The organism is Rhabdaerophilum sp. SD176 (genome assembly GCF_030143245.1).
Lineage (GTDB): Bacteria > Pseudomonadota > Alphaproteobacteria > Rhizobiales > Beijerinckiaceae > Rhabdaerophilum.
On the sequence record NZ_JARJNS010000005.1, the window covers coordinates 359,866 to 384,958 of the forward strand.

The 25,093-nt window shown below is 64.4% G+C and carries 23 protein-coding genes; 5 read left to right on the forward strand and 18 right to left on the reverse strand.

What is annotated here, in order from left to right; genetic code table 11:
* Nucleotides 1–53 precede the first annotated feature (53 nt).
* From P0652_RS13955 to P0652_RS13990, 8 genes are all read right to left on the reverse strand, one after another.
* A complete protein-coding gene (locus P0652_RS13955; protein WP_284179433.1) occupies nt 54–1,028 on the reverse strand; it encodes a type II secretion system F family protein in 975 nt (324 codons plus the stop codon).
* Between the two features lie 12 nt (nt 1,029–1,040).
* Nucleotides 1,041–2,009, reverse strand: a complete 969-nt coding sequence (locus tag P0652_RS13960) for a type II secretion system F family protein (RefSeq protein ID WP_284179434.1) — start codon at nt 2,007–2,009, stop codon at nt 1,041–1,043.
* Nucleotides 2,010–2,011: 2 nt separating this feature from the next.
* The gene (locus P0652_RS13965; RefSeq protein ID WP_284179435.1) at nt 2,012–3,487 is read right to left on the reverse strand and encodes a TadA family conjugal transfer-associated ATPase; all 1,476 of its coding nucleotides are present in this window, start codon (nt 3,485–3,487) and stop codon (nt 2,012–2,014) included.
* 21 nt (nt 3,488–3,508) lie between these two features.
* Nucleotides 3,509–4,747, reverse strand: a complete 1,239-nt coding sequence (locus P0652_RS13970; protein WP_284179436.1) for a CpaE/TadZ family protein — start codon at nt 4,745–4,747, stop codon at nt 3,509–3,511.
* Between the two features lie 28 nt (nt 4,748–4,775).
* Nucleotides 4,776–5,471, reverse strand: a complete 696-nt coding sequence (locus P0652_RS13975; protein WP_284179437.1) for a CpaD family pilus assembly protein — start codon at nt 5,469–5,471, stop codon at nt 4,776–4,778.
* A gap of 37 nt (nt 5,472–5,508) precedes the next feature.
* Nucleotides 5,509–7,050, reverse strand: coding sequence for a type II and III secretion system protein family protein (locus P0652_RS13980; protein WP_284179438.1), 1,542 nt, complete (start codon nt 7,048–7,050; stop codon nt 5,509–5,511).
* Nucleotides 7,047–7,847: a Flp pilus assembly protein CpaB gene (gene cpaB / locus P0652_RS13985; RefSeq protein WP_284179439.1), complete on the reverse strand. Its 801-nt coding sequence runs from the start codon at nt 7,845–7,847 to the stop codon at nt 7,047–7,049. Before cpaB ends, P0652_RS13980 begins: the two co-directional genes overlap by 4 nt.
* A 119-nt stretch (nt 7,848–7,966) precedes the next feature.
* Complete coding sequence (locus P0652_RS13990) at nt 7,967–8,473, reverse strand: A24 family peptidase (RefSeq protein ID WP_284179440.1); 507 nt, start codon at nt 8,471–8,473, stop codon at nt 7,967–7,969.
* Between the two features lie 112 nt (nt 8,474–8,585).
* Between P0652_RS13990 and arfB the strand changes: the two genes are divergently transcribed.
* On the forward strand, nt 8,586–9,023 hold the full coding sequence (arfB, locus tag P0652_RS13995) for an alternative ribosome rescue aminoacyl-tRNA hydrolase ArfB (RefSeq protein ID WP_284179441.1): 438 nt from the start codon (nt 8,586–8,588) through the stop codon (nt 9,021–9,023).
* A 21-nt stretch (nt 9,024–9,044) separates the two neighbouring features.
* Here the strand turns inward: arfB and gyrB are convergent, their stop codons facing one another.
* The 10 genes from gyrB to mutM form a co-directional block, all read right to left on the reverse strand.
* A complete protein-coding gene (gene gyrB, locus P0652_RS14000) occupies nt 9,045–11,501 on the reverse strand; it encodes a DNA topoisomerase (ATP-hydrolyzing) subunit B (RefSeq protein ID WP_284179442.1) in 2,457 nt (818 codons plus the stop codon).
* Between the two features lie 118 nt (nt 11,502–11,619).
* Nucleotides 11,620–12,237, reverse strand: coding sequence for a LysE family translocator (locus P0652_RS14005; RefSeq protein ID WP_284179443.1), 618 nt, complete (start codon nt 12,235–12,237; stop codon nt 11,620–11,622).
* Nucleotides 12,234–13,097 carry a DUF817 domain-containing protein gene (locus P0652_RS14010; RefSeq protein ID WP_284179444.1) on the reverse strand — a complete coding sequence of 288 codons (864 nt, stop codon included), beginning with the start codon at nt 13,095–13,097 and terminating at the stop codon, nt 12,234–12,236. Before P0652_RS14010 ends, P0652_RS14005 begins: the two co-directional genes overlap by 4 nt.
* Entirely contained in the window at nt 13,084–14,217 is a 1,134-nt protein-coding gene (gene recF / locus P0652_RS14015; RefSeq protein WP_284179445.1) for a DNA replication/repair protein RecF, read from the reverse strand. Before recF ends, P0652_RS14010 begins: the two co-directional genes overlap by 14 nt.
* Before the next feature lie 2 nt (nt 14,218–14,219).
* Complete coding sequence (dnaN, locus tag P0652_RS14020) at nt 14,220–15,338, reverse strand: DNA polymerase III subunit beta (protein ID WP_284179446.1); 1,119 nt, start codon at nt 15,336–15,338, stop codon at nt 14,220–14,222.
* A 186-nt stretch (nt 15,339–15,524) separates the two neighbouring features.
* Entirely contained in the window at nt 15,525–16,973 is a 1,449-nt protein-coding gene (dnaA, locus tag P0652_RS14025; RefSeq protein ID WP_284179560.1) for a chromosomal replication initiator protein DnaA, read from the reverse strand.
* Between the two features lie 787 nt (nt 16,974–17,760).
* Nucleotides 17,761–18,027 (reverse strand): 30S ribosomal protein S20, encoded by a 267-nt coding sequence (gene rpsT, locus P0652_RS14030; protein ID WP_284179447.1) that lies wholly within the window; start codon nt 18,025–18,027, stop codon nt 17,761–17,763.
* A 236-nt stretch (nt 18,028–18,263) separates the two neighbouring features.
* Nucleotides 18,264–19,082: a TSUP family transporter gene (locus P0652_RS14035; RefSeq protein WP_284179448.1), complete on the reverse strand. Its 819-nt coding sequence runs from the start codon at nt 19,080–19,082 to the stop codon at nt 18,264–18,266.
* A 15-nt stretch (nt 19,083–19,097) separates the two neighbouring features.
* Complete coding sequence (locus P0652_RS14040; RefSeq protein ID WP_284179449.1) at nt 19,098–19,880, reverse strand: enoyl-CoA hydratase; 783 nt, start codon at nt 19,878–19,880, stop codon at nt 19,098–19,100.
* Nucleotides 19,881–20,013: 133 nt separating this feature from the next.
* Complete coding sequence (gene mutM / locus P0652_RS14045) at nt 20,014–20,877, reverse strand: bifunctional DNA-formamidopyrimidine glycosylase/DNA-(apurinic or apyrimidinic site) lyase (RefSeq protein ID WP_284179450.1); 864 nt, start codon at nt 20,875–20,877, stop codon at nt 20,014–20,016.
* Nucleotides 20,878–20,990: 113 nt separating this feature from the next.
* On the opposite strand from mutM, the gene ubiE reads away from it, so the two are divergent.
* The 4 genes from ubiE to dut are packed head-to-tail and all read left to right on the forward strand — an operon-like array spanning nt 20,991 to nt 25,027.
* The gene (gene ubiE / locus P0652_RS14050) at nt 20,991–21,746 is read left to right on the forward strand and encodes a bifunctional demethylmenaquinone methyltransferase/2-methoxy-6-polyprenyl-1,4-benzoquinol methylase UbiE (RefSeq protein ID WP_284179561.1); all 756 of its coding nucleotides are present in this window, start codon (nt 20,991–20,993) and stop codon (nt 21,744–21,746) included.
* Between the two features lie 7 nt (nt 21,747–21,753).
* Nucleotides 21,754–23,298, forward strand: coding sequence for a 2-polyprenylphenol 6-hydroxylase (ubiB, locus tag P0652_RS14055; RefSeq protein ID WP_284179451.1), 1,545 nt, complete (start codon nt 21,754–21,756; stop codon nt 23,296–23,298).
* 11 nt (nt 23,299–23,309) lie between these two features.
* On the forward strand, nt 23,310–24,572 hold the full coding sequence (coaBC, locus tag P0652_RS14060; protein ID WP_284179452.1) for a bifunctional phosphopantothenoylcysteine decarboxylase/phosphopantothenate--cysteine ligase CoaBC: 1,263 nt from the start codon (nt 23,310–23,312) through the stop codon (nt 24,570–24,572).
* Nucleotides 24,569–25,027 (forward strand): dUTP diphosphatase, encoded by a 459-nt coding sequence (gene dut / locus P0652_RS14065; protein ID WP_284179453.1) that lies wholly within the window; start codon nt 24,569–24,571, stop codon nt 25,025–25,027. The genes coaBC and dut overlap by 4 nt, the downstream gene beginning before the upstream one ends.
* The last annotated feature ends 66 nt before the right edge of the window (nt 25,028–25,093 follow it).

A 25,093-nucleotide genomic window follows, 5' to 3' on the forward strand; every position in this document is an offset into this window, starting at 1 on the left:
TTCAATCCGGGCCTTTTGTATGGAACGCCGCGCTGCCGCTTCGATCGGGTGCCTTACTTCCACTTGAAGATCTGGATGAGCGCCGGCGTGAGGATGACGATGAACAGCGCGGGCATGAAGAACACGATCATCGGCACGGTCAGTTTCGGCGGCAACGCTGCCGCCTTCTTCTCGGCTGCGGTCATGCGCTGGTCGCGGCTTTCCTGTGCCAGGACGCGTAGCGCCTGCCCGAGCGGCGTGCCGTAGCGTTCGGCCTGGATCAGCACCGTCGTGACCGATTTCACATTGTCGAGCCCTGTCCGCTTGGCAAGGTTCTCGTAGGCCTGCCGGCGCTCAGGCAGGTAGGACAGCTCGGCCGTGGTCAGCGCCAGTTCCTCGGCCATCGGCACCGAGGCCGTGCCGATTTCGGTCGAGACCTTCCGGAACGCATGTTCAATCGACATGCCGGATTCCACGCAGATCAGCAGAAGGTCGAGCGCATCCGGAAAGGCCCGCCGCATCGAGGCCTGCCGTTTCGAGGTGAGGTTCGACAGGTAGATTTCCGGCGCCTTGATCCCGAGATAGGCCGCCGCAATGACAGCACCGATCTGCCCGCCGACGGGCAGCCCGAAGCCCTTGTTGATCAGGAGATAGAAGATCGCGAACAGGATCAGCCCGATCGGGGCGAAGAGCCGGGCCACAAGGAAGGTCGTCTCCGCCTTGGGGCCGCGCAGGCCTGCGCGGAGCAGCTTCTCGCTGGCGGTTTCCGAACTCAGCCATTTCTGGAGGTTGAACTTGTCAACGATCTGCTTGGCGCGGGCCCCGGGGCTCGACCGGAGCGTCGGCTTCGGACCCGCCTTCTGCTGCTGGTTGAGGCGCTCGCGCTCGCGCGCGCGAATCCGGTCGCGCTCGAGGGCGACGGCATTCATCTTGTCCCGCATCTCGTTGCGCTCGAGAAGCGGCAGGCCGAGGGTGATCACGGTCGCCGAGACGGCAATGGCCGTCAGGACCGAGGCGATGAAGGACGGGTTGGTGAGCGTGTCGAGCATGTCACCTGATCCCTAGATGTCGAAATTGATCATTTTTTTCATCACCATGATCCCGAAGCCCATGATGACGAAGCAGGCGCCCAGGCCGATCTGCCCGGCCTTGGTGGTCCAGAGAAGTTCGATATAGGCGGGGTTGCCCATATAGACGAGGAACCCGACGAGGAACGGCAGCGCGCCGATGATCGAGGCCGAGGCCTTGGCCTCCGTGCTCATCGCATCGACCTTTTCGCGCAGCTTCTTCCGGTCCCGGATGACGCGGGACAGGTTGGACAGGATCTCGCCAAGATTGCCGCCCGACTTGGCCTGGATCTGGATGACGATGCCGAAGAAATTGACTTCGGCCAGCGGAATCCGCTCGAAGATCTTCATGATCCCGTCGGCGATGGAAACGCCCATGGCCTGCGCCTCGACGACGCCGCGGAACTCGCCCTTGAGAGGTTCCTTCGCCTCGAGTGCGATCAGGCGAAGGCAATCATTCAGCGGCAGGCCTGACCGGATCCCGCGAACGATCGCGTCGATGGCATTCGGAAACTCCTCCATGAAGAGCTTCTGCCGCTTCTTCGCCATGCGCGTCAGCATCCAGCGCGGCAGACCGAATCCGCCGACGAACATGGCCCCCGCGGCAAGGATCGGCTGCTTGGTGATCAGAAGCACAACCAGCCCGAGCCCGATGGCGCAGCCGATCGAGATCAGGATGAAGGTTTTCTTGGTCCACTCGACTCCGGCCTGCTCGCAGCGCTGTTCGAAGGTCAGCTTCTGGGCCTTTTGGCGCTGTTCGAGTTCCTTCAGCGTATCGGCGATCTGCTTGCGGCGGTTGCCGGCTTCCTCCACGGCCTTGCGCCGAGCCCGCGGATCAACAAGCGCTGCCTGCCGCTTCTCGGCGCGGTTCGCGCCCGAGAGCAGGGGTTCGAGGAAGGCAACGCCCAGCCCGCCGACAGCAACGAAGGCGAGAATGGCCACGAGGAGCTGGTTGATATCCATGCTCAGGCCACCCGCTCGTCCTTGACCTCGGCAGCATCCAGTGCCGCGGCGAGGCGCTTGTCATCGCCGTAATACCGCGCGCGTTCCCACATGCGCGGCCGGCCGATCCCGGTCGATTTGTGCTTGCCGAGCACCCGGCCATTCGCATCTTCGCCTTCGATGTCGAAGATGAACAGATCCTGCGTGACAATCACGTCGCCTTCCATCCCCATCACCTCGGTAATGTGCGTGATGCGGCGCGAGCCGTCGCGCAGGCGCTGCGCCTGCACAATGATGTCCACCGACGAGGTGATCATCTCGCGGACAGTTTTCGGCGGCAGGGAATAGCCGCCCATCGCGATCATCGCTTCCATGCGGGCGAGGCATTCGCGCGGGCTGTTGGCGTGGATCGTGCCCATCGAACCGTCATGGCCGGTATTCATGGCCTGAAGCAGGTCGAACACTTCCGGCCCGCGCACTTCGCCGACGATGATCCGTTCCGGCCGCATGCGGAGGCAGTTCTTGACGAGGTCGCGCATCGTGACAGCGCCCTGGCCCTCGAGGTTGGGCGGGCGCGTCTCAAGGCGCACGACATGCGGCTGCTGGAGCTGGAGTTCTGCCGCGTCCTCGCAGGTGATGATGCGCTCGTCCTCGTCGATATAGCGGGTCAGGCAGTTCAGAAGGGTCGTCTTGCCGGAGCCGGTGCCGCCGGAAATCACGGTGTTGCAGCGGACCCGGCCGATGATTTTCAGCACCTCGGCGCCTTCGGGCGAGATCGAGCCGAATTTCGTCAGCTGCTCGAGCGTCAGCTTGTCCTTCTTGAACTTGCGGATGGTCAGCGCAGCGCCGTCGATCGCCAGCGGCGGGGCGATTACGTTGACGCGGGAACCGTCGAGCAGGCGCGCGTCGCAGATCGGCGAGGATTCATCGACACGGCGGCCGACCTGGCTGACGATGCGCTGGCAGATATTCATCAGCTGGGCATTGTCGCGGAAGCGGATATTCGTCAGCTGGATCTTGCCGCTGACTTCAATGAAGGTGCGGTCGGCCCCGTTGACCATGATATCGGCGATATCGTCCCGGGCGAGCAACGGTTCAAGCGGGCCGAAGCCGAGCACGTCGTTGCAGATGTCATCGAGCATATCCTCCTGCTCGGCGATGGACATCGCGACGTTCTTCAGCGCCAGGATCTCGGTGATGACGTCCCGCAGCTCGTCCCGGGCGCTGGCCGAATCGAGCTTGGCCAGCTGCGACAGATCGATCGATTCGATCATTGCGCCGAAGATCATGCTCTTGGTCTGGTAATACTGATCGGAGCGCTGCGGCGCGGCCTGGACCGGCGGAGGGGTGGGCTTGCGGATGGCAGCGAGCGGCGCGGCCGAAGCGGTCGGCCGCGGTTCCTCGCGTCGGATTTCCGGCGCAGGTGCTGCAATGCTCGCTGCCGGCTTTGGAGCCGCAGCCGGCGTTCCTGGCGTGATATTTGTCCGTTTTCCGAACATTCCGACCTCGCTTGCTGCCCGTCAGGCCGCTTTCGTCTTGCCCGAAAGGCCGTTGAGCCTTTCGCGCAGGCCGGAAAGGAGCGACTTCTTGTTCCGCACCGCTTCCTGACGGCCCATCAAGGCCTTGGCCATGTCCAGCAAGGCATCGCGCGCCTTCGATTTCGGCTGCAGCTCGGCGATCATCTGGCCGTTATTGTTGGCCAAGCCGAACAGGGCGGTATCGAACCCGATCATTGCCAAGGGTGGGCAGTCCAGCGCTTTGGCGAATTCCGCCGCGGCGATTTCGGGCTTTTTCGGCATGCCGACCTGGTTGAGCACCAGCTTCGGCTTGGGATCCTGCGGGCGCGCCAGCGTCAGTGTGTCGATCAGGTTCTTGGCGTTGCGCAGGTTGGCAAGGTCCGGTGCCGCAACGACGACGATCTCGTCTGCCCGCGCAAGCACCGTCCGGCTCCAGCCCGTCCAGACATGCGGCACGTCGAACACGATGGCCGGAACCGTCTGGCGCAGGGCATCCGCCAGCGGATCGAACGTATCCGGGCCGAAATCATAAATCCGTTCGAGATTGGAGGGCGCCGCCATCAGGCTGAGATTGGGCACCACGCGGGAGAGCAGGCGCTCGATCATGTTCGGATCGACGCGGCTCGGGTCGAACGCCGCTTCCATCACGCCCTGCGGCGGGTCCTGGTTGAAGTCGAGGCCGGCAGTCCCGAAGGGCAGGTCGAGGTCGACAATCACCGATTCGACCTCGAGATCGGTGGCGATCGTGTAGGCGAGGTTATGGGCGATGGTGGAGGCACCGATGCCGCCCTTGGCCCCGACGATGGCGATGGTCCGCCCGATCGGCTTGGCGCCGGGCGTCGTGAAGATCTCGGACAGGGCGGTGACGAAGCCCAGCACATTGATCGGCGCGACCAGATATTCGCTGACCCCGCGTCGCATCAACTCGCGGTAGAGCGGCACGTCGTTGACGTGGCCGATCACCATTACGCGGGTGCCTTCGTCGCAATAGCCGGCGAGCTCGTCGAGGCTGTCGAGCAGCGTGTTGCTGTCCGTCACGGTCTCGATCACGATCACATTCGGGGTCGGCGCGTCGCGATAGGCTTCCGCGGCGGCGGCAACGCCGCCCGCCTGGATGCGCACCTGCGCCTTCGCCATGCGGCGGTCATGCCGCGATTCTTCCACCACAGCCGCCACCTGCCCGGTCTCCGAGAAGACCTGGATGGCGATATGGGGCAGCGGCGCTACGGTGATGTCGGCCATTGTCACGTCTCCATACTCGCTTCGCGGCTTACTGCTGCGCTTCCTTGACCTTGGCATCGTCCTTCCGCCAGTTCGTGGAAGGGTCCTGATCCTTGCGCAGGGCCTCGATGTCCTTGGTGCGTTTGACGGTATCGACCTGCCCCTCCGCCCGCGGCCGGACGAGATCGATCGGATCCGACACCTGCGCGGCAAGCATCGACTGATAGGAGCAGCCGAGATTGTAATAGGGGCGGTTCTGCCAGGTATCGAGGTCGCGGCCGCCGGCTAGGTCGTCCGGCCACATGCCACACTGGCTCGCCACCTGCGCCTGGAGCTTGGCGAAGCTCAGCCGGATCGGCGCGGCGCCAAGCCGGCCATCGGCCTGGTAGGGTGTGACCTGGAGCGGAGCATGCGCGCCGGCGCTCGACAGCGCCGAACGGATCGCTCCCATCATGGCATGCCCGCCTGCGCCGCTCGGAATGGCGGCGATGATCGGGCCCCGGCCATGCCGGGCATAATCGCGGCCGAATTCCTGCAGGTCCTGGATCTGGCGCCGGTCAAGCTGGCGGCCGGTATCAAAGACATCGAGATGGGTCTGGCTGGTCGCGATCTTGATCGGGTGCCGCACGGAATACTCGTCCGGCGCGAAAGCCTTCTGCGTCGGGCGCAGGGTCGAGCAACCGGCGAGGACCAGTCCGGCGGCGCCGAGGACCGCAAGATTGAGGGCTTGGCGGGGGCTGCGCATGGGGGGAACTCCTGGAACAGACGGGGGCAGGGCGGGCTCAGTCATGGATGAAGCCCACGCGGCCGGATTTGCTGATGACGGCCGGGGTCTTGGCCGTGGCGCCATAGGTGCGGTTCAGACGGCCCATGAAGATAGTCGACGGGTCCGTCGCCTCGGCGAAGCCATCATCCGGTCGGGCGATCTGCCCCGGCGTGCTGGGTTTGGCGATGAACGGCTGCACGAGGATCAGCAATTCGGTCTCGAAGCGCTGGTAGTCGCGGCTGCGGAACATCGTGCCAAGGATCGGCAAGTTCATCAGTCCGGGCAGGCCGTTGATTGCTTGCCGCGAGACCTGCTGGATGAGCCCAGCAGTGCCGAGAACCCCACCTGAGGGAAGTTCAACAGTGGTTTCAGCCTTGCGGGTCCGGAACCCCGGAACCGTAGAGTTGGACAGCTTGTAGGAGTTATCAGGGTCAACCTCCGTCACTTCCGTGGCAAGCCGGACCGATATCCGGTTCTCGCTCATCACGACGGGGGTAAAGTTCAGCGTTACACCTACAGGCTTGTAAACAAGAGTGATTGTGCAGGAGCGACGGCCAAGCACATCGGCATCCGTGCAGGTTTCCGCTTGCGGCACCGGCATCTCGCCTCCCGCAAGAAACTTAGCTGACTCCCCGGAAATGGCGGTCAGCGTTGGCTCTGCAAGTGTTCTAAGGACGCCTTGGCGTTCAAGAGCACGCAGCGTCCCGGTTTTTCCACTCAGGTTGCCCTGGATAGCGGTGTCGGATAACAGACCCTCGCGCTGGATATTGAACGGATTGTCGGTCAGTAACCTGAGGGACGAGTCGGCAACACTCCATTGTCCATCAAGATTGATACCCAGCTGCTTGAGTACCGAGCGCTGCACTTCGGCAATCGTCACCTTGAGCATGACCTGGTCGCGTCCGCGGACCTGCAGCGCATTGACGACCTTGCCGCTGGTCGCGCCAATGCCGAGGAAGCCGCCGGACTGGCCGACAAGGTTGTTGGCAATGTCGATGGCGCTCTGCACCTCGAGCGCGGAATCCACCGTGCCCGAAAGGACAAAATTGTCACCGACACTGGTGACCTTGATATCGGCCTTCGGCAGCGCCTTCTTGATGACTTCGCGCAGGATCGCCAATTCGCGGGCCAGTTCCTTGGCCACGCCGATATCGAGCGCGGCGATCTGCGCCCCGTTCTTGTCGGTCACGAACACACTCGTTGTGCCCTGGCCGGTCCCGATGATGAAGACCTTCCGCGCCGTCCGGACAACAGCATTGGCAACTTTCGGCTCGGACACAAAGACCTCCGCGGCATCGCGCGGCAGGTCGATCACGATCGACTTGCCGACCGAGAGGTCGATCCGGCGCGCCATGACCTGATCATGATCGTTCGGCTGGATCCTCGGCACCGGGATGGATTCAAACGGCACACCGCCGAAATGCTTGGGTGGCGGGGAGGCGAATGCCGTGGTGGCGGCCATCGCGGCGCAGGCACCGAGCAGGAGGGAACGCAGACGGGAAATCATGGGCGAGGCACCGGTAGGAGGGCGGACGGGTTCGGAAGCGGGGCGGTTCATCGGTTGGATACCTCCTGCGGAATGCCGAAGCGCACGACAGTGACCGAGTTGCTCGGCCCCTTGGCGCGCGGACCGTCTTCCTTGTTGGCATCGGCGAGGCTGCGCAGGGCCAGAGCCAGTGTGCCGGAGCGCTGGTGCAGCTGGATCTGCTCGGCCTGTGACGGCTCGAGTTCCAGCGTTGCCGTCTCGCCGACCACCACGCGCTCGCCGTTCTTTTCCTGGATATTCTGGCCGATCGCGAGGACGCGGATCCCGCCAAGCACGGTCACGCTCTGGTAGATGTCCGTGCCGGCGCGGGTCGAGGCGTCAAGGTCACGTCGGGTGACGATCACGTCGACAAAGTCATTGGGCAGGATGAAGCCGCCGGCGCTCGAGGCACCCCGGCTGTCGATCGAGATGGCCACGGCGCGCTTGCCGGAGGGCAGGATGGCCGAGAGGAAGCCCGAGCCGTTACCCTTGATGACTTTTTCCTCGCGGATCGGCTCGTTGGAGAAGAAGGCAGCCCGCGTGATCGCGCCCTTGAACTCTTCCATCGCCTTCGGGCGGGCCGAACGCTGGATCATGGCAGACGCCGCCAGATCCTGCGGCCATTTCACCCAGGCAAGCTGCTCCTCGGAGAGTGCCGTGCCCATCGGGAGGTCCTGCTTGGCCACGAGAACCTCGGTGAATGCCTTTTCCTCGGGCGGTGCCGTCGGCACCGTCACGTCGACAGTGGCCGGCTGGCGGCCGGACAGCAGCAACGCCAGGAGGCCGGCGACACCGGCAACCCCGGCAATCATCAGGCGGGCGGGTTTCATGACTCGAGTCCCCATTACACACGGCGCAGCACGCGCCTCGGGACTCATTCCATCAGGGAAACATCAAGGTATGGTTAATCGCACCTTGAAAATCGTGCTTTCCGGTCCGTTAACGCGGCTCAGATGCCCGCAATCCGCTGCCAGATCGCCATTTGCGGATAGACGATGAGCCCCGCCACCGCGAGGGCGATGCCGTAGGGAATGCCGGTCTTGTGGTGATGCAGCCGGAAGATCCAGTGCACCCTGAGCGCGAAGCCCGGCAGGTGATAGGCGCGCCAGTACAGGATGGCGAGCGTCAACAATCCGCCGAGAACAGAGGCGATCAGAAGGTATTCGAGCAGCACGCCGAACCCGCACCAGATGCCGGTCGCGGCGGCCAGCTTGGCGTCGCCGCCGCCGATCCAGCCGAAGGCGAACATGGTGAAGGTGATTGCCAGGACGACAAGGCCCGCCGCCAGATGAAGGCCGAAGGTCTTGAGGGGCATGCCCGTCAGGATGGCGAGAGCCACAAAGGCCGCTATGAGCAGCAGCGAGACCCGGTTGGGGATGGTCATGGTGAAAAGGTCACTGAAGGCTGCGAAGGCCATCACGGCCGGAAACAGCAGCACCAACAGGTCCATCGACATACGCCATACTCCTGATCGGGGCCATGGGGTTTCGCCCCGACCACGACTTCGCCTATACACACCTCCTCCTCTCTAGCGCGAGGACGTCGCAATTCGGTTAATGGAGGCGTGGATGACAGCCGATGGCGGGCCATTCCTGCTGCACGGAACGGGCTGGCGCATTCCGGAACGCCTCGTCGAGCTGCGCTTCATCCGGTCGGGCGGTCCCGGCGGGCAGAACGTCAACAAGGTATCGACAGCCGTCGAGCTGCGTTTCGACCTTGCCGCCAGCGCCCTGCATGCCAACCACAAGGCCAGGCTGAGCCAGAAAGCGGGCGACCGGATGACGCAGGAGGGCATCCTGATTCTCCGGGCGGAGCGGTTCCGTACGCAGGATATGAACCGGACCGACGCGCTCAAGCGCCTCGCCGAACTGGTCGAGAGTACGGTTCTGGCCCCGCGTGACCGGATCGCCACCAAACCGACCCGCGCCTCGAAGGAGCGGCGCCTTGCCGCGAAAACCGGCCGCAGCCAGATCAAGGCCGGGCGCGGGCGGGTCAATCCGGATTGAGGCCGACCCGCCGGAACGGGCTCAAATGTCGAGATTGGTGACGCTGAGTGCGTTGTCCTGGATGAAGGCGCGGCGCGGTTCCACCACATCGCCCATCAGGCGGACGAAAATATCCTCGGCTTCCGCGAGGTCCCTCAGCTTCACCTGCAGGAGCGAGCGGACATTCCGGTCGAGCGTCGTTTCCCAGAGCTGCTGCGCCGTCATCTCGCCAAGGCCCTTGTAGCGCTGCAGCGACAGCCCCTTCCGGGCAAGGCCCGCCACGGCATCGAACAGGGCCAGCGGGCCACTGACGGCCATCTCGTCATTGCGGCGGACAAAGCGTGCCGGTTTCGAATAATGTTCCTGCAGCGAGGCGGCCCGCTCGTCGAGCTTGCGCGCCTCGGCGGAAGCCAGCAGGCCACCGTCAAGCACGGCCGCCTCGGTCACGCCGCGCAGGGTCCGGCGGAAGACGAAGCCGCCATTCTCTACCGCGCCCGACCAGCCGCGTTCCAGCTCGTCCGAAATCGCGTCAAGCCGCCGGGCCACATAGGCCGCAGCCGTTTCCGCCGCCTCGGCATTGGCGAGGATGGCACTGTTCAACGCACCGGCAATCGCTGCCTGTTCCACCACCTTGCGGTCATAGCGCGAATGCAGCGCCCCCATGACCTGCCGCACGAGGCGGGCTTCGTCGATCACACGGCGGAGATCCTCGCCGGCAATCTCGGCACCGCTGCCGAGCTTCAGCACCGAACCGTCCAGCCCGACCCCGATCAGATAATCCTCGAGCGCGCGCTCGTCCTTCAGGTAGGTCTCGCTCTTCTGCCGGGTCGCCTTGTAGAGCGGTGGCTGCGCGATATAAACATAGCCGCGTTCGATCAGTTCCGGCATCTGCCGGAAGAAGAAGGTCAGCAGCAATGTGCGGATATGGGAGCCGTCCACGTCCGCGTCGGTCATGATGATGATCTTGTGGTAACGCAGCTTGTCTGCGTTGAATTCCTCGCGCCCGATACCGGTACCGAGTGCAGTGATCAGCGTGCCGATTTCCTGGCTCGAGAGCATCTTGTCGAAGCGCGCGCGCTCGACGTTCAGGATCTTGCCGCGCAGCGGCAGCACCGCCTGGAACAGCCGGTCACGCCCCTGTTTCGCTGATCCGCCCGCCGAATCACCCTCGACCAGCAGCAATTCGCATTTCGAGGGGTCCCGCTCCTGGCAATCCGCCAGCTTGCCGGGGAGCGAGGCAATGTCGAGCGCGCCTTTGCGCCGGGTCAATTCGCGCGCCTTTCGGGCCGCCTCGCGAGCCGCCGCCGCCTCGACCACCTTGCCAACAACGGTCTTTGCTTCGGAGGGGTTCTCCTCCAGCCATTGCTGCAGCGCCTGGTTCAGCACGCCCTCGACCACCGGCCGCACCTCGGAGGAGACCAGCTTGTCCTTGGTCTGCGACGAGAATTTCGGATCGGGCACCTTGACCGAGAGGACGCAGGTCAGCCCTTCGCGGCAATCATCGCCGGTCAGGCTCACCTTTTCCTTCTTCGAGATCCCGCTGGATTCGGCATAGCTGGTGATCTGGCGCGTCAGCGCGCCCCGGAAACCCGCGAGATGGGTGCCGCCATCACGCTGCGGGATGTTGTTCGTGAAGCAGAGCACTGTTTCGTGGTAACTGTCGTTCCACCACAGCGCCACTTCCACCGTGATGCCATCCTGTTCCTTCTTCACGAGGATCGGGCGGGCGAGCAGCGGCGCTTTCGCCCTGTCGAGATACCGCGCGAAGGCCTCGAGGCCGCCCTCGTAATAGAGCTCGACCGTTTTCGGCTCGGCATGGCGATTGTCCGAGAAGATGATGCGCACACCCGAATTCAGGAAGGCGAGTTCGCGCAACCGGTGTTCGAGCGTCGCATAGTCGAACTCGACCATCGTGAAGGTCCCGGTCGAAGGCAGGAATGTGATTTCCGACCCCGAGCGGCCTTCAAAGCGACCGGGCTGCCGGTCCGGCGTGTAGCTGCCCACAACCGCAAGCGGCGCATCGGCATCGCCATGGGTGAAGCTCATCTCGTGAATCTTGCCATCGCGGTGGACGCGCAGCCTCAGCCATTTCGACAGCGCGTTGACGACGGAGACGCCGACGCCGTGCAGGCCGCCGGAGACCTTGTAGGAATTCTGGTCGAATTTCCCGCCGGCATGGAGCTGGGTCATGATGACCTCGGCGGCCGAAACGCCTTCCTCCTTGTGGATATCCGTGGGGATGCCGCGGCCATTGTCGCGCACGGTGCAGGAGCCATCGGCATTCAGCGTGACGGTCACGAGATCGGCATGCCCAGCCAAAGCCTCGTCGATCGCGTTATCGACCACCTCGTACACCATGTGGTGCAGGCCGGAGCCGTCATCCGTGTCGCCGATATACATGCCCGGCCGCTTGCGCACGGCATCAAGGCCCTTGAGCACCTTGATCGAATCCGCGCCGTATTCGGCACCGGCATTTTGCTCGTTCGGCGTATCGTCCATGGAAATCCCAGATTGTGGTCGAATCAATGGCGGAATGTAGCGTGTCCTACGCGCGCGCACACGCGCAGAAGCCGAAATAGACGGCAAATGAGGGCGGAATAAGGTGCATAACTGAACCTCAGCGGGCGGCAACCACCATAGCCGTTCCCGCCATGATGCCTGCGGTCGTCCGGTTGATCCGGCGGATTGCCTCGGTCGAGCGCAACAGGCGCCGTGCCCGTGCCGCCAGGATCACATAGCCCATGAAGATTGCTGTCAGCACCACGAAAATGATTGCTGCGATCTCGAGCGCCGTAACCAGCGTGATCTGCTCCGGCGAGACGACCAGCGGCATGATCGAGAGGAAGAATACCATCGTCTTCGGATTGCCGAGGGTCAGCAGGAAGGCCCCGAGAAAGGCCCGGAACCCGCTGTTCCCGGTTGCGGCCGGTTCTGCATCGGTCATCGGCTTCGCCGGCATCCGCCAGATGCTGATCGCCACATAGATCAGATAGAGCGCGCCGGCATATTTCACGGCAGTGAAGAGAGGCTGGTAGGTCTGGGCCAGCAGCCCGAGGCCCAATGTGGCGGCGGCGAACCAGGTGAGATCCCCTGCCACAAGGCCCATCGTGAAGGCCAGCGCCCCGCGAGAGCCCATGGCCAGCGTCCGCGCCACGATCGCGGCCACCGCCGGGCCCGGTGATGCCACGGCAAGGGCATAGACGGGGACAAAGAGCAGGAAGGCGGACAAGGTCATGGGGTGGGCTCCGGCATGGGGTCACGCGGGCGCGGTCTGTGGACCAGCGTCACCAGCACGAAGCTGAGATACAGCAAAAGATACCACGAGCCCAGCTTGCCGAGGCTGACGAGCTGGAAGCCTTTCTGGCCGGGATAGAGCCAGGTGCCGGTCAGCGTGCCGACATTCTCCGCGACCCAGAGGAACAGCGAGGTCAGGAAGGCCGCCAGCGGCAACGGCATCCAGAGCACCATATGGCCGGGGCGGTAAAGGATCCGCGTCCGCCAGAACAAGACCAGCGTCGCCGCCATCAGGAGGTAACGCAGATCGGCGACATAGTGATGCGTGAAGAAATTCGCGTAGATCGCGCCAGCCAGCAACGCCGGCATCCAGAAGGGCGGATACGGCTCGAACCGCATGTCGAACAGGCGGATCGCCCGAACCATGAAGCTGCCGACGCAGGCATACATGAAGCCGGTGAAGAGCGGGACCCCGCCCAGTTTCAGCACGCCCGGCTCCGGGTAGGCCCAGGAGCCCATCTTCAGCTTGAAGATCTCCATGATTGTCCCGACAAGGTGATAGATCAGGATCACCAGCGCCTCGCGCGGCGTTTCCAGCCGGAAGGCGAGAAGCAGCATCTGGGTGGTCACAGCCGCCAGCGTCAGGAAATCGTAGCGGGCGAGGCTCCAGCCGGGCTGCCAGAGGAGCTTCGTCGCGAGGATCAGCACCAGCATGATCGCCGCATAGAGGCTCGCCCAGGCCATTTTCAGCCCGAAAGCCAGGAATTCATAGGCCGGCGCCGGCAAATGCCGGTGCGCCCAGCCGGAAAGGCGCCGTTCGATCCGCGTTCGGGCAGCTTCCCCGCTTTCAGCCAATGTCAACCTGCCCGTCTCCGACCATCATCAGGCTTGCACCTTCGCCAAGCGCCTCGAACAGCAAAGGGTCTGTCCCGGTCAGGAAAACCTGTCCGCCAAGCATCTGCAGGATCCGGTACAAGGCGGCGCGACGCTCCGCATCGAGATGGGCGGCAACCTCGTCGACGAGCAGCATCGGCGGGTGCCCGCGCATCTGTCCGATGAGGCGGGCCTGTGCGAGAACCAGCCCCAGCAGCAGCGCCTTCTGTTCGCCCGTCGAACAGGTTGCTGCCGGCTCGCCCTTGGGCCCGTGCAGGACGCCGAGATCGGAAGCCTGCGGGCCGATCAGCGTTCGCCCGGCCGCACGATCCCGGGCGCGCCCGTCCCGGAGCGCCGCGCGATACCAATCCTCGACGGTGCCGGCCGGCATGGTCCCGAGGCGTTGCTCCAGTTCGCCCTCAAGCGAGAGGCGGGCGAAGGGAAAGGGCGCCATCAGCGCTGCATCGCGCTCGGCCAGCCCACCGAGCCGGGCCACCGTCTCGGCGCGGGCCGCGGCAACGGCGGTACCGAGTTCGACGATCTCCTGTTCGATCGCGTCCAGCCATCGCGGCCCGCCGCTCTCCTCGAGCAGCCGGTTGCGGTGGCGCAGGGCATTCTCGAAGGCGGAAACGCGGCTGCCATGAGCAGAATCGACCGCAAGGACCAGCCTGTCGAGAAAGCGACGGCGATCCCCCGCCGGGCCGCGGAACAACCCGTCCTGATCCGGGGTGAGCCAGAGCAGGCTGAGATGGTCGAGAAAGCGCATGGCTGAGCTGACCGGCTCGCGGTCGATCCGGCATTCGCGTCCGGCCTCGCCGGGCAGGAGCCCGGTCGCCAGCGTGAGAGGACCGGTCCCGGTTTCAAGATCGGCGAGAATGGAAAAGGTGCCCGGACCGTTCCGCCGGGCGAGGGCGGTCAGCGTGGCGCGACGAAGGCCGCGACCGGGCGAAAGCAGCGAAATGGCCTCGAGCAGGTTGGTCTTGCCAGCCCCGTTCGGTCCGCAGAAAGCCGTCAGGGAGGCGCCGAGCGGCAGATCGAGACGGGTATAGGACCGGAAATCCTGCAGCCGCAGCCGCTGGATCCGCGGCTCCGGCAGGGACGGCGCCATGGTCAGACGCGCATCGGCATCAGCACATAGAGGCTGGCCGCGCCTTCACGATCCTGGATCAGCGTCGGCGAGCCTGGATCGGCCAGTTTGAGCAGCGCCGTATCGCCTTCGAGCTGGCCGACAATATCCAGCAGGTATCGGGCATTGAACCCGATCTCGAGCGGCGAGGCCTCGTAGTCGACGGAAAGTTCCTCGATCGCCTGCCCGGCATCGGGGTTGTGTACCGACAGCGTGAGTTTGCTGTCGCCCAGCGAGAACTTCACCGCCCGCCCGCGTTCGGACGAGATGGTCGAGACACGGTCGACCGAACGGGCGAATTCATCGCGCTCGACCGTCAGGAACTTATCGTTCCGCTGCGGGATGACGCGGGCATAATCCGGAAAGGTGCCGTCGATCAGCTTCGAGGTCAGCACGATCGGCCCGACCGTGACGCGCATCTTCACGCTCGACAGCTCGAACCCGATCTGCGCCTCGCCATCGCTGAGCAGCTTCTGCAGCTCGCTAACGGTCTTGCGCGGAACGATCACGCCCGGCATGCCCTGTGAGCCCGCAGGCGCGGCCGTATCGCAGAGGGCGAGGCGATGCCCATCCGTGGCCACAGCGCGCAGGATCGATTGCCCGCCCACCTCCGTGGCATGCAGATAGATCCCGTTGAGATAATAGCGGGTTTCCTCGGTCGAGATCGCGAATTGCGTCTTCTCGATCAGCTTGCGCAGCTCGCCCGCTGCCATGTCGAAGCGGTGGCTCATCTCGCCCGCCGCAAGATCCGGGAAATCGGTTTCCGGCAAGGTCTGCAGCGAGAAGCGCGACCGGCCGGAGCGCAGCGCGACCTGGCCCGACTGCCCGTCCTGCTCGAGCGAAACCTGCGACCCGTCCGAAAGCTTGCGCACGATATCATAGAGCACATGCGCCGGAACGCTTGTCGTTCCCGCGCGCTCCACGTCGGCCGGGATGGTCTCGACAATATCGATGTCGAGATCGGTCGCCTTGAGGTGCAGTTCCCGCTGTTCGGCCCGCAAAAGAACGTTGGCGAGGATCGGAATGGTATTCCGCCGCTCGACAACGCGATGCACATGGCCGAGGGCCTTGAGCAGCGCGGCCTGTTCCACCGTGACCTTCATCGTATCGCTTCCGTCCCGTTACCGACTAAAAACCGCCTCGGAACGAGACGGTTGACGCGCATCCTTCCAAGACAGGTTCCGGAAACGATGGCGCGTCACCCGCCAAAGCGCAAGGGTGCCCGCGTGATTTTGCGCAATGGCCGCGGGATGATCGACAGGATTTTCAGCGCCGTGGAGGGCCGAGCGTCATTCCTGCAGCATGCGCTTGAGATGATCGATCTCGCCGGCCAGTTCCTGGTCGGTCGTCACCATACCCTCGATCTTGCGGACAGCATGGAGCACGGTGGTGTGATCCCGGCCGCCGAAGCGCCGGCCGATTTCCGGCAGCGAACGCAATGTCAGCGACTTGGCGAGATACATTGCGATCTGCCGTGGCCGGACCACCGTGGCTGTGCGGCGCGACGAGAGAATGTCGGCCCGGCTGACATTGTAATGGTTCGCCACCAGCCGCTGGATGTCTTCGATCTTGACGCGCCGCGGCTCCCGGTGCCGCACGAGATCCCGGATCGCCTCGTCGGCGGCGGCGATGTCGAGGGAACCCCCGGTGAGTGTCGAATGGGCGAGCAGGCGGTTCACGGCTCCTTCAAGGTCACGGCCATTGGTCGTGATCGCCCGCGCCACATGCTGGATGACATCCGGCGGCACGTCGAAGCCTGGCAGATGCGCCTTGGCGATCTGGATCCGGCTTTCGAGGATTTTCACCCGCAAGGCGTCGTCCAGCGCGCCGATCTCGACCACGAGCCCGCCGGCGAGACGCGATTGCACGCGCTCCTCGATACCTTCGAGGTCGGAGGGCGCCCGGTCTGCCGCCACGACGACCTGCTTCCCGGCATCGATCAGTGCATTGAGCGTGTGGCAGAATTCCTGCTGGCTCTTGGGGCCCTGCAGGAACTGGGCATCGTCGATGATAAGCACGTCAATTCCACGCAAGGTGTCCTTGAAGGCAATGGCCGTCTGCGCCTTCAGCGAGGCCACGAAACCGTACATGAAGCGCTCGGCCGTCAGATACAGCACGCGCCGGCCGGAGCTTTCGATGGCCTGGGCGGCACCCTGGAGCAGGTGCGTCTTGCCGAGGCCCACGCTGGCATGGACGTAGAGCGGGTTGAAGACCGGCATCTCGCCTGTCTTGGCCTGCACGATCTGCATGGCAGCGGCATGGGCCATCACATTCGAACGCCCGACCTGGAACGCGCCCAGCACAAGCCGCTTGTCGAGCGGCGATCCGACCTGGAGATCGCCCTCATGGCCTTCCTGAACCCTTGTCTCGATCGGCTTGATCGCACCTTCGCCCATCGGGCGCAGGGCAGCCGGAGCCTCCTGGGACGAGAACTTGCGGGCCTGCTCCGCCGCCTTGGGCGCTTCCGGCCTCGGCGCGGTGCGCAGGCTGGCCGACCGCATCACGATCGAGACCCTGGAAAGCCGCGCATCCTCCTTCTGGAAATGCGCCATGATCTTCTCGATGAAATGCTGCTGGATCCAGTTCCTGAGGAACTTCGTCGGAACCGACAGGATAACGGTGTCGTTCTGGACCTGGACAAGCTCGAGGCACTTGAACCAGCTCGTATACACATCCTCTCCGAGCTCCGCCCGCAGCCGGCGCTGTACACGGTCCCAGACAAGGGCGGCTCCGGCCATGTCTGCCGCAGCCAAGCCCGTGATCTCATGATCGAGTCGGTTCTCGGTGGCCTGGGTTTCAGGTGTCTTCAGCATGATCGCTCTCAAAGTCTGTACTTGGAATACGAAGACGCCCTGCCGAAACGGTATGTTTCAGCAAAGTCATTCGTAGTGTTTGAATGTCGTATGTCTGACGGATTCAGAACAAATCCGGATGGGTCAGGTGAAACCCATTAAACACGCATGGCGAGTAACGTTTTCGATTACAACATAATTGGAAATCACTTTGCCCCCCTTTGCGCCGTGATTGCCCCGAAAAGGCAGCCCCTTTATTGCCCGCCCCGTCAGTCGGTAAACAAAGTCTTAATCTGCCTTCCGGGCGCCGTGCAATAGCGCATTTCCGGGCGCTGCCGGCAGGGGGGTGGCCGGTCGATTCGCATCGGGGAAGGGCGCTCTCGGGTGGCCAAAAGTAAGTCGTTGATTCGGGCGTTTGAATCGAGTTGTGGATGATTTCCAGATAAAAACGTTACGCCCGTGGAATGTTTCACAGATGGTGTTTTCACGGGCCCATAGCCAGCGTGATAAAAACCACCAAATCGGGGTCTTATGAGTTAAGTTTATGAAAATTATAATGAAATTCTGCGCGCCCCTGAGTGCCCAGATGCGCGCTCCACGCATCCTTGATAAATCAGGAGTCAAGCCCCTTTGTGGCATTCCGGGAACATTTATCGGAACGGGACGTCCGTTCGGGGCATAAAAAAACGCGCCGGAATCCGGCGCGTCCAGAAGCTCTCGAAAGGGGTTGGCGTCAGGCCGGCAGCGACCGGATCTGGCGGACCAGGCGCGACACCTTGCGGGCCGCCATGTTCTTGTGAACGATCCCGTTCTGGGCGGCCTTGGCGAGCTCGGGCTCGGCCTTTTTCATGGCGGCGAGCGCGGCGGTCACGTCGCCCTTCGCAATCGCTTCCTCGACATAGCGGATCGAGGTCCGCATGCGGCTGCGGCGCGCCTTGTTGACTTCCGTCCGGCGCAGGGTTTGCCGCGCGGCCTTCTTGGCTGATTTGGTATTCGCCATCGACTTAAAGGACTCCGACCCGTTGACCCGTTCCAGGCTGGCCTGGACACATCTGTATGTGCCGGACCACCCGATCCTGTTTCATACCGGAAGGATGACGACATTCCGTCAGCCGGCCGGCATGTTGAAATGAAAGCGCGCCGGAAACTCGGCGCGAGAGCGGCTCCATGCCATCTTCCGCGCGCGGGGTCAACGAAAAAACGATTCCCTGACGCTCAGGCTGATGAGGACGCGTCCTAGCTGCCAAGACCCCGAAGCCACGCGCCGACCGGGTGGCTGGTGTCGAGCATCAGCCGCAGCGCCATGGCCAAGGCGACAATCACCACCAGCGGGCGGACAAGACGCGGCCCGAAGCGCAGGCTGGCCCGCACGCCAAGCCATGCGCCCGTCGCCGAGGCGGCGCCCATCATCAGTCCGACCGCGATCAGGATATGGCCGGCCAGCAGGAAGAAGATAAGCGCGCCGAGATTGGAGGCGAGGTTCATCATCTTGGTATGGGCAACAGCCCGCATCATGCCGAAGCCACAGAGGAGGATCAGGCCGATCAGGTAGAAAGTCCCCGCACCCGGGCCGAACACCCCGTCATAGATGCCGATCCCCACCCCGACCGTGCCGGTGAAGGTGGCGAGGCTCAGCCGGGGCCGCGCCTCGGCATCCCCGAGCTTCGGCGACATCGCCACATAGAGGGCGATTGCGACCAGCAGGAAGGGGATGACGAGCCGCAGGAAGCCGGTCGGCGCCAGATGGGCGATCAACGCCCCGACAATGCCCCCGCCGAAGGCTGCGCCAAACAGCGGCAGGACAAGCGCCCGGTCGATCCGCCCGGCCCGGTAGAAGGACAGGGCAGAGGAGGCGACGCCGAATGTGCCCTGGAGCTTGTTCGTGGCAATAGCACCCACCGGTGGCACGCCGGCCAGAAGCAGCGCCGGGACCGTAATCAGCCCGCCGCCGCCGGCGATCGCATCGACGAAGCCGGCGACGAAGGCAGCGAGCACAAGGCCAAGTGCCGCAAGGGCCGAGACGCCGAGATCAAACCCCATGAACGTGCCTGGCATCCCGCTGCGCCTGCCTCAGCCGTGAAAATTCGGCTTCCGCTTCTCGATGAAGGCCGCCATGCCTTCCTTCTGGGCCTTGGTGGCAAACAGGGCCTGGAAGGTCCTGCGTTCGAAGCGGACGCCCTCGCTCAGCGTGGTCTCGAAGGCGCGGTTGATCGATTCCTTGGTGATCATGGTCACCTCGGGGGCAAAATCGGCGATGGTGGTGGCTGCCGCGAGGGCCTCCTCGACAAGTTTGTCGACAGGCACGATCCGCGCGATCATGCCGGAACGCTCCGCCTCGTGCACGTCCATCATGCGGCCGGTCAGGCACAGGTCCATGGCCTTGGCCTTGCCGACGGCGCGTGTCAGGCGCTGGCTCCCGCCCCAGCCCGGCATGACGCCGAGCTTGATCTCGGGCTGGCCGAATTTGGCATTCTCGGCCGCGATGATCATGTCACAGAGCATCGCGATCTCGCAGCCTCCGCCCAGGGCGAAGCCGGAAACCGCCGCGATGATCGGCTTGCGGATCCGCGTGATCGCATCCCAGCCGCTGCCGAAATCCTGCAGGTAGCTGTCGGGATAGGTGAGATCCGCCATCTCCTTGATATCGGCGCCGGCGGCGAAGGCCTTTTCCGAGCCGGTCAGTACCATGCAGCCAATTCCGGCATCCGCATCGAAGCGCGCCAGGATATCGAGCAGGTCCATCATGACCTGCCGGTTCAGGGCGTTCAGCGCCTGCGGACGGTTGAACCGGATGAGGCCCACGCGGCCATGGCGTTCGACGAGAAGGGTTTCATAGGTCGGAAGTTCGGTCATGGGTCTTCCCCTCACATGCGGGAGGTCTGATATCCTGGAGGCCGGCACCGTGACGGCGCAGCCCAGCCTTGTCTGTCACATGGGCGACGCGAGGGTCCAGCCCCGGCCGCAACTTTCTGCCGCCCTGGTTCCGTTATCGTTGGCATTCGAGGCAATGGAAAGTGGACCGGCCGGATTGCACCAACCGCCGCACAAGGCCCCGGCAGCCCGGTGTCGGGCAGGGTTCGCCCTCGCGGTCATAGACGCGGAACGCATGCTGGAAATAGCCGAGCGAGCCGTCCTCGTGGCGGAAATCCCGCAAGGTGGAGCCGCCGGCTTCGATCGCCTCCGCGAGAACGTCGCGGATCGCGATCACAAGCGCATCGACTTCGCGGCCCGCCAGGCTTCCGGCCGGGCGGGTCGGTGCGATCCGTGACCGGTGAAGCGCCTCGCACACATAGATATTGCCCAGCCCTGCAATCAGCCGCTGGTCGAGCAGGGCGGCCTTCATCGGTGTGCGCCGCCCCGCGAGAAGGCCAGCAAGCGCATCGCGGTTGAGCGCATTGCCGAGCGGCTCGAGCCCGAGCGCCGCCAGCGAAGGCGTTTCCTCCAACCGGTCGTTGGGCTGGAGATCGAGGCTGCCGAAGCGCCGCGGATCGTTGAAGACAACCTGTGTCCCGCCTTCCAGCCGGAAGATCACATGGTCATGTTGCTTCAGGCGGGGCACATCATGATGGAATTCTGCCGTCGCATCGGCTTCGCCGCCACGCTCCACGATCATCCGCCCGCTCATCCCAAGATGGAGGATCAGAGTCTCGCCGGAATTGAGCGGGATCAGCAGGTATTTGGCGCGCCGCCCCAAGGTCAGCACACGGCGCCCGCTGACCCGTTGCACGAGATCGGACGGGAAGGGAAAGCGCAGGTCGGCGCGGTTCAGGACCAGGGTTTCGATCAGGGCCCCGTCGAGATGCGGGGCCAGCCCGCGCCGGACGGTTTCGACCTCGGGAAGCTCGGGCACGGCGGACCTCGACGATGGCCAGGACGAATTGCGACGGTCTCGCCATAGCGCGACGCGGAAAGCTTCGCTATGGAAATGACGCGGGCATCCCGGCCCGCCTTGTTCGGGGCAGGATGGTAATGGCCGAGACAACACATTTCGGGTTCGAGGATGTTCCGCTCGCGGAAAAGCAGGCCCGGGTGGATGATGTCTTTCACAAGGTCGCCTCGCGCTATGACCTGATGAACGACCTGATGAGCATGGGCCTGCACCGGCTCTGGAAGGACATTCTCGTCACCATGCTGCGCCCGCCCCGGCAGGGGCCGTTCCGCCATATCGATGTTGCGGGCGGGACCGGTGATGTCGCCTTCCGCATCGTCGAGGCCGGCAGCCCGCAGACGCGGGTCGATGTGGTCGATATCAATGCGTCCATGCTCGGCGTGGGCGAGGACCGGGCCCGCGCCCGGGGGCTCGACGGGCAGGTGAGGTTCATCGAGTGCAACGCCGAGGCCCTCGCTTTCGAGGACCGGACCTATGATGGCTACACGATCGCCTTCGGCATCCGGAATGTGCCGCGGATTCCGCTGGCCCTGTCCGAAGCCTTCCGCGTGCTCAAGCGCGGCGGCCGCTTCCTCGTGCTGGAATTCGCGCCGGTGGAAACGCCCGTTCTCGATCGCATCTATGACGCCTATTCGTTCAACGTCATTCCGCCGCTCGGCAAGATGGTCACCGGCGATGGCGAGCCCTACCGTTACCTTGTGGAATCGATCCGCAAGTTCCCGCCGCCGGATCTCTTCTCCGAAATGATCCGTGAGGCGGGCTTTTCCCGCGTGACCTGCCGGACGCTGACTGGCGGCATCGCCAATATTCATTCCGGCTGGAAGATCTGAGGCGCCCTTGTTCGCCGCCCTGCGCCATTCCCTGCACCTGATCCATGTCGGCTATGTGCTGATGCGCGAAGGCGTCTTCGCGCTTGTGCCCAAGCGGCAGGTGCCGGCGGTCCTCCATCCCCTGCTCTGGCTTCTCGGGGCACTGGCCCGGCGGGATGCCGGCGATCGCGGCACCCGCATTGTCGCCGCGCTGACGCGGCTCGGCCCGTCCTATGTGAAGCTCGGCCAGTTCCTGGCGACCAGGCCGGACCTTGTCGGTTTTGCGCTGGCGCGGGATCTCGAGGCCTTGCAGGACCGGATGCCCGCTTTCCCGCAGGATGTGGCTGAACGCCGCGTCGCAATGGCCCTCGGCAAGCCTCTTGATAGCCAGTTCGTTGAATTCGGGCCGGTTGTCGCGGCCGCTTCGATCGCGCAGGTCCACAAGGCCATTGTCGAGATGGATGGCGCGCGCCGGCCTTTCGCGGTCAAGGTGCGCCGGCCGGGCATCGACAGGGTCTTCAACCGCGATATCGCTGCGCAGAAATTCGTGGCCGGACTGATCGAGTATTTCGTGGTCTCCGCGCGCCGCCTCAAACCGGTCGAAGTGGTGGAGACCCTTGAACGCACGGTCCTGCTGGAAATGGATCTCCGTTTCGAGGCCGCGGCCCTGTCGGAAATGGGCGAGAATGTCGCCATGGATCCGGATTTCCGCGTGCCTGTGGTCGATTGGGAACGCACCGCCCGCGAATGCCTGACGATGGAATGGATCGAGGGCATCAAGCTCAACGATCTTGCCAGCATCGAAGCGGCCGGGATCGACCGGGTGGCCCTGGCCCGCACGGCCCTGCAAAGCTTCCTCCGCCATGCCCTGCGCGATGGCTTCTTCCATGCGGACATGCATCCCGGCAACCTCTTCGTCATGCCGTCCGGCCAGCTCGTGGCGGTCGATCTCGGCATCATGAGTCGCCTCGGCCCGCCCGAACGGCGCTTTCTCGCCGAGATCCTGTTCGGCTTCATCACCCGCGACTATCGCCGGATCGCCGAGGTGCATTTCGAGGCCGGCTATGTGCCCAAGCGCCATTCCGTCGAGGATTTCGCCCAGGCCCTGCGCGCGGTCGGCGAGAAGATCCATGGCCGCAACGCCGCCGAGATCTCGATGGCCCAGCTTCTCGGCCTGCTTTTCGAGATTACCGCCCTGTTCGACATGGCGACCCGGACGGAACTTGTCCTGCTCCAGAAGACCATGGTGGTGGTCGAGGGGGTCGCGCGCAATCTCGACCCGCAATTCGATATGTGGAAGGTTGCCGAGCCGGTAATCCGGGAATGGATCGAGCGCAATCTCGGGCCAATCGGCAGGATCGAGGATATCGGTCGGGATGCGAGGGATCTCGTGCGGGCGGCCGGTCGCCTTCCTGATCTGGTCACCCGGACGGATGCCGCGCTTGCGGCCTTCGAGAAAGGCCATCGACCGGAAGTCGCGCCGGCCGGCCAGCGGGCTGGTAGTCTTTCCGCAATCACCTTGGCGCTCTGGGCCATCGCCCTCGCGCTGGCCATCCTGGCAGTGAAGACCTGAGGGGGCGAACCATGGCTCAACCCGTGCTTCAAGGACGTTCGATCCTGCTGGTGATCGGGGGGGGCATCGCCGCCTACAAGAGTGCGGAGCTTGTCCGGCTGATCCGGAAGGCTGGCGGCGATGTCCGGGTCATCCTCACCCGGGCGGGCAGCCAGTTCGTCACGCCGCTCACACTGGCGAGCCTGACGGGCAACAAGGTTCAGGAAGATCTCTTCTCCCTGACCGACGAGGTCGAGATGGGACACATCGAGCTGTCCCGCTCGGCCGATCTCGTCGTGGTGGCCCCGGCAACGGCGGATCTGATGGCCAAGGCTGCCAATGGCCTTGCCAATGACCTTGCCTCGACGGCCCTGCTCGCAACAGACAAACGGATCCTGATGGCGCCCGCCATGAATGTCCGGATGTGGCTGCATCCGGCAACGCAGCGCAACCTTGCCGCCCTGAAGCAGGATGGCGTGCGCCTTGTCGGCCCGGATGCCGGCGAGATGGCCTGCGGCGAGTTCGGCCCGGGAAGGATGGCCGAACCGGCTGCGATCCTCGAGGCCATCGTGGCGGCGCTTGCCGGGCCGACCGTGATTCCCATGCCGGAATGGCAGGCCCCGGCGCCCGCCTCCGGGCCGCTTTCGGGGCGCCATGTGCTGGTTACCGCCGGGCCGACGCATGAGCCGATCGACCCGGTGCGCTACATCGCCAACCGTTCCTCTGGCAAGCAGGGTTATGCGCTGGCCGAGGCCGCGCGGGCCCTTGGCGCCCGGGTGACGCTCGTCTCCGGGCCCGTGACGCTGCCTGATCCGCCCGGCATCACCGTCATCCGCGTCGAGACCGCGCGCGAAATGGACCGCGCCGTCGAGCAGGCCCTGCCTGCTGATCTCGCTATTTTCGCCGCTGCCGTCGCCGATTGGCGTGTCGAGGACGAGGCCGGGCAGAAGCTCAAGAAGGACGGCAACGCCATTCCGCCGCTCCGCCTGATGGAAAACCCCGATATCCTCGCCCGGATCGCCCGCCATTTGACCCGGCGCCCCGGGCTGGTGATCGGTTTTGCCGCGGAAACCGAGAATGTCATCGGCCATGCCACGGCCAAGCGCCTCCGGAAAGGCTGCGATATTATCGTCGCCAATGATGTCTCGCCGGCCAGCGGCGTCATGGGTGGCGATCGCAACATCGTCCACATCATCGACGCTGCCGGCGTTACCACATTGCCCGAGATGGCGAAGGCCGAAGTCGCAGCCGTGCTGATGCAGCGCTTCGCAGCCCTTTTGGGGGGCGAAACATGAGCGTCACCCTTCCGATCCAGCGCCTTCCGCATGCCGAAGGTCTGCCGGTTCCGGCCTACCAGACGGCCGGGGCGGCCGGCTTCGACCTTGCGGCGGCCATTCCCGAGAACGAGGTCTGGCGGCTCGCGCCGGGTCAGCGCCTGCTCGTGCCCACCGGGCTCATCTTCGCCCTGCCGGAGGGGTTCGAGGCCCAGATCCGCCCGCGCTCCGGCCTCGCTTTCAAGCACGGTGTGACCGTGGCGAATGCGCCGGGCACGATTGATTCCGATTACCGCGGCGAAGTGAAGGTGCTGCTCATCAATCTCGGTCAGGAGCCCTGGTCCTTCACGCGAGGCGAGCGCGTTGCCCAATGCGTGGTCGCGCCGGTCCTGCAGGCCCGCCTCGCGACGACGGGCGAGGTGGAGGCGACCGCGCGAGGGCACGGCGGTTTTGGCTCGACCGGAATTTCCTCCTGAAATTCTGAGCAAAAGAGATGAATTTTCTTTATTCGCCCTTGAAATGGCAAGGCGGAAGAACTTGTT

Excerpts from the sequence above, each read along its gene's own strand:
- P0652_RS13955 (WP_284179433.1), bottom strand. The coding sequence starts at position 1,028 with ATGCTCGACACGCTCACCAACCCGTCCTTCATCGCCTCGGTCCTGACG.
- P0652_RS13960 (WP_284179434.1), bottom strand. The coding sequence starts at position 2,009 with ATGGATATCAACCAGCTCCTCGTGGCCATTCTCGCCTTCGTTGCTGTC.
- P0652_RS13965 (WP_284179435.1), bottom strand. The coding sequence starts at position 3,487 with ATGTTCGGAAAACGGACAAATATCACGCCAGGAACGCCGGCTGCGGCT.
- P0652_RS13970 (WP_284179436.1), bottom strand. The coding sequence starts at position 4,747 with ATGGCCGACATCACCGTAGCGCCGCTGCCCCATATCGCCATCCAGGTC.
- P0652_RS13975 (WP_284179437.1), bottom strand. The coding sequence starts at position 5,471 with ATGCGCAGCCCCCGCCAAGCCCTCAATCTTGCGGTCCTCGGCGCCGCC.
- P0652_RS13980 (WP_284179438.1), bottom strand. The coding sequence starts at position 7,050 with ATGAACCGCCCCGCTTCCGAACCCGTCCGCCCTCCTACCGGTGCCTCG.
- cpaB (WP_284179439.1), bottom strand. The coding sequence starts at position 7,847 with ATGAAACCCGCCCGCCTGATGATTGCCGGGGTTGCCGGTGTCGCCGGC.
- P0652_RS13990 (WP_284179440.1), bottom strand. The coding sequence starts at position 8,473 with ATGTCGATGGACCTGTTGGTGCTGCTGTTTCCGGCCGTGATGGCCTTC.
- arfB (WP_284179441.1), top strand. The coding sequence starts at position 8,586 with ATGACAGCCGATGGCGGGCCATTCCTGCTGCACGGAACGGGCTGGCGC.
- gyrB (WP_284179442.1), bottom strand. The coding sequence starts at position 11,501 with ATGGACGATACGCCGAACGAGCAAAATGCCGGTGCCGAATACGGCGCG.
- P0652_RS14005 (WP_284179443.1), bottom strand. The coding sequence starts at position 12,237 with ATGACCTTGTCCGCCTTCCTGCTCTTTGTCCCCGTCTATGCCCTTGCC.
- recF (WP_284179445.1), bottom strand. The coding sequence starts at position 14,217 with ATGGCGCCGTCCCTGCCGGAGCCGCGGATCCAGCGGCTGCGGCTGCAG.
- dnaN (WP_284179446.1), bottom strand. The coding sequence starts at position 15,338 with ATGAAGGTCACGGTGGAACAGGCCGCGCTGCTCAAGGCCCTCGGCCAT.
- dnaA (WP_284179560.1), bottom strand. The coding sequence starts at position 16,973 with ATGGCCGGAGCCGCCCTTGTCTGGGACCGTGTACAGCGCCGGCTGCGG.
- rpsT (WP_284179447.1), bottom strand. The coding sequence starts at position 18,027 with ATGGCGAATACCAAATCAGCCAAGAAGGCCGCGCGGCAAACCCTGCGC.
- P0652_RS14035 (WP_284179448.1), bottom strand. The coding sequence starts at position 19,082 with ATGCCAGGCACGTTCATGGGGTTTGATCTCGGCGTCTCGGCCCTTGCG.
- P0652_RS14040 (WP_284179449.1), bottom strand. The coding sequence starts at position 19,880 with ATGACCGAACTTCCGACCTATGAAACCCTTCTCGTCGAACGCCATGGC.
- ubiE (WP_284179561.1), top strand. The coding sequence starts at position 20,991 with ATGGTAATGGCCGAGACAACACATTTCGGGTTCGAGGATGTTCCGCTC.
- coaBC (WP_284179452.1), top strand. The coding sequence starts at position 23,310 with ATGGCTCAACCCGTGCTTCAAGGACGTTCGATCCTGCTGGTGATCGGG.
- dut (WP_284179453.1), top strand. The coding sequence starts at position 24,569 with ATGAGCGTCACCCTTCCGATCCAGCGCCTTCCGCATGCCGAAGGTCTG.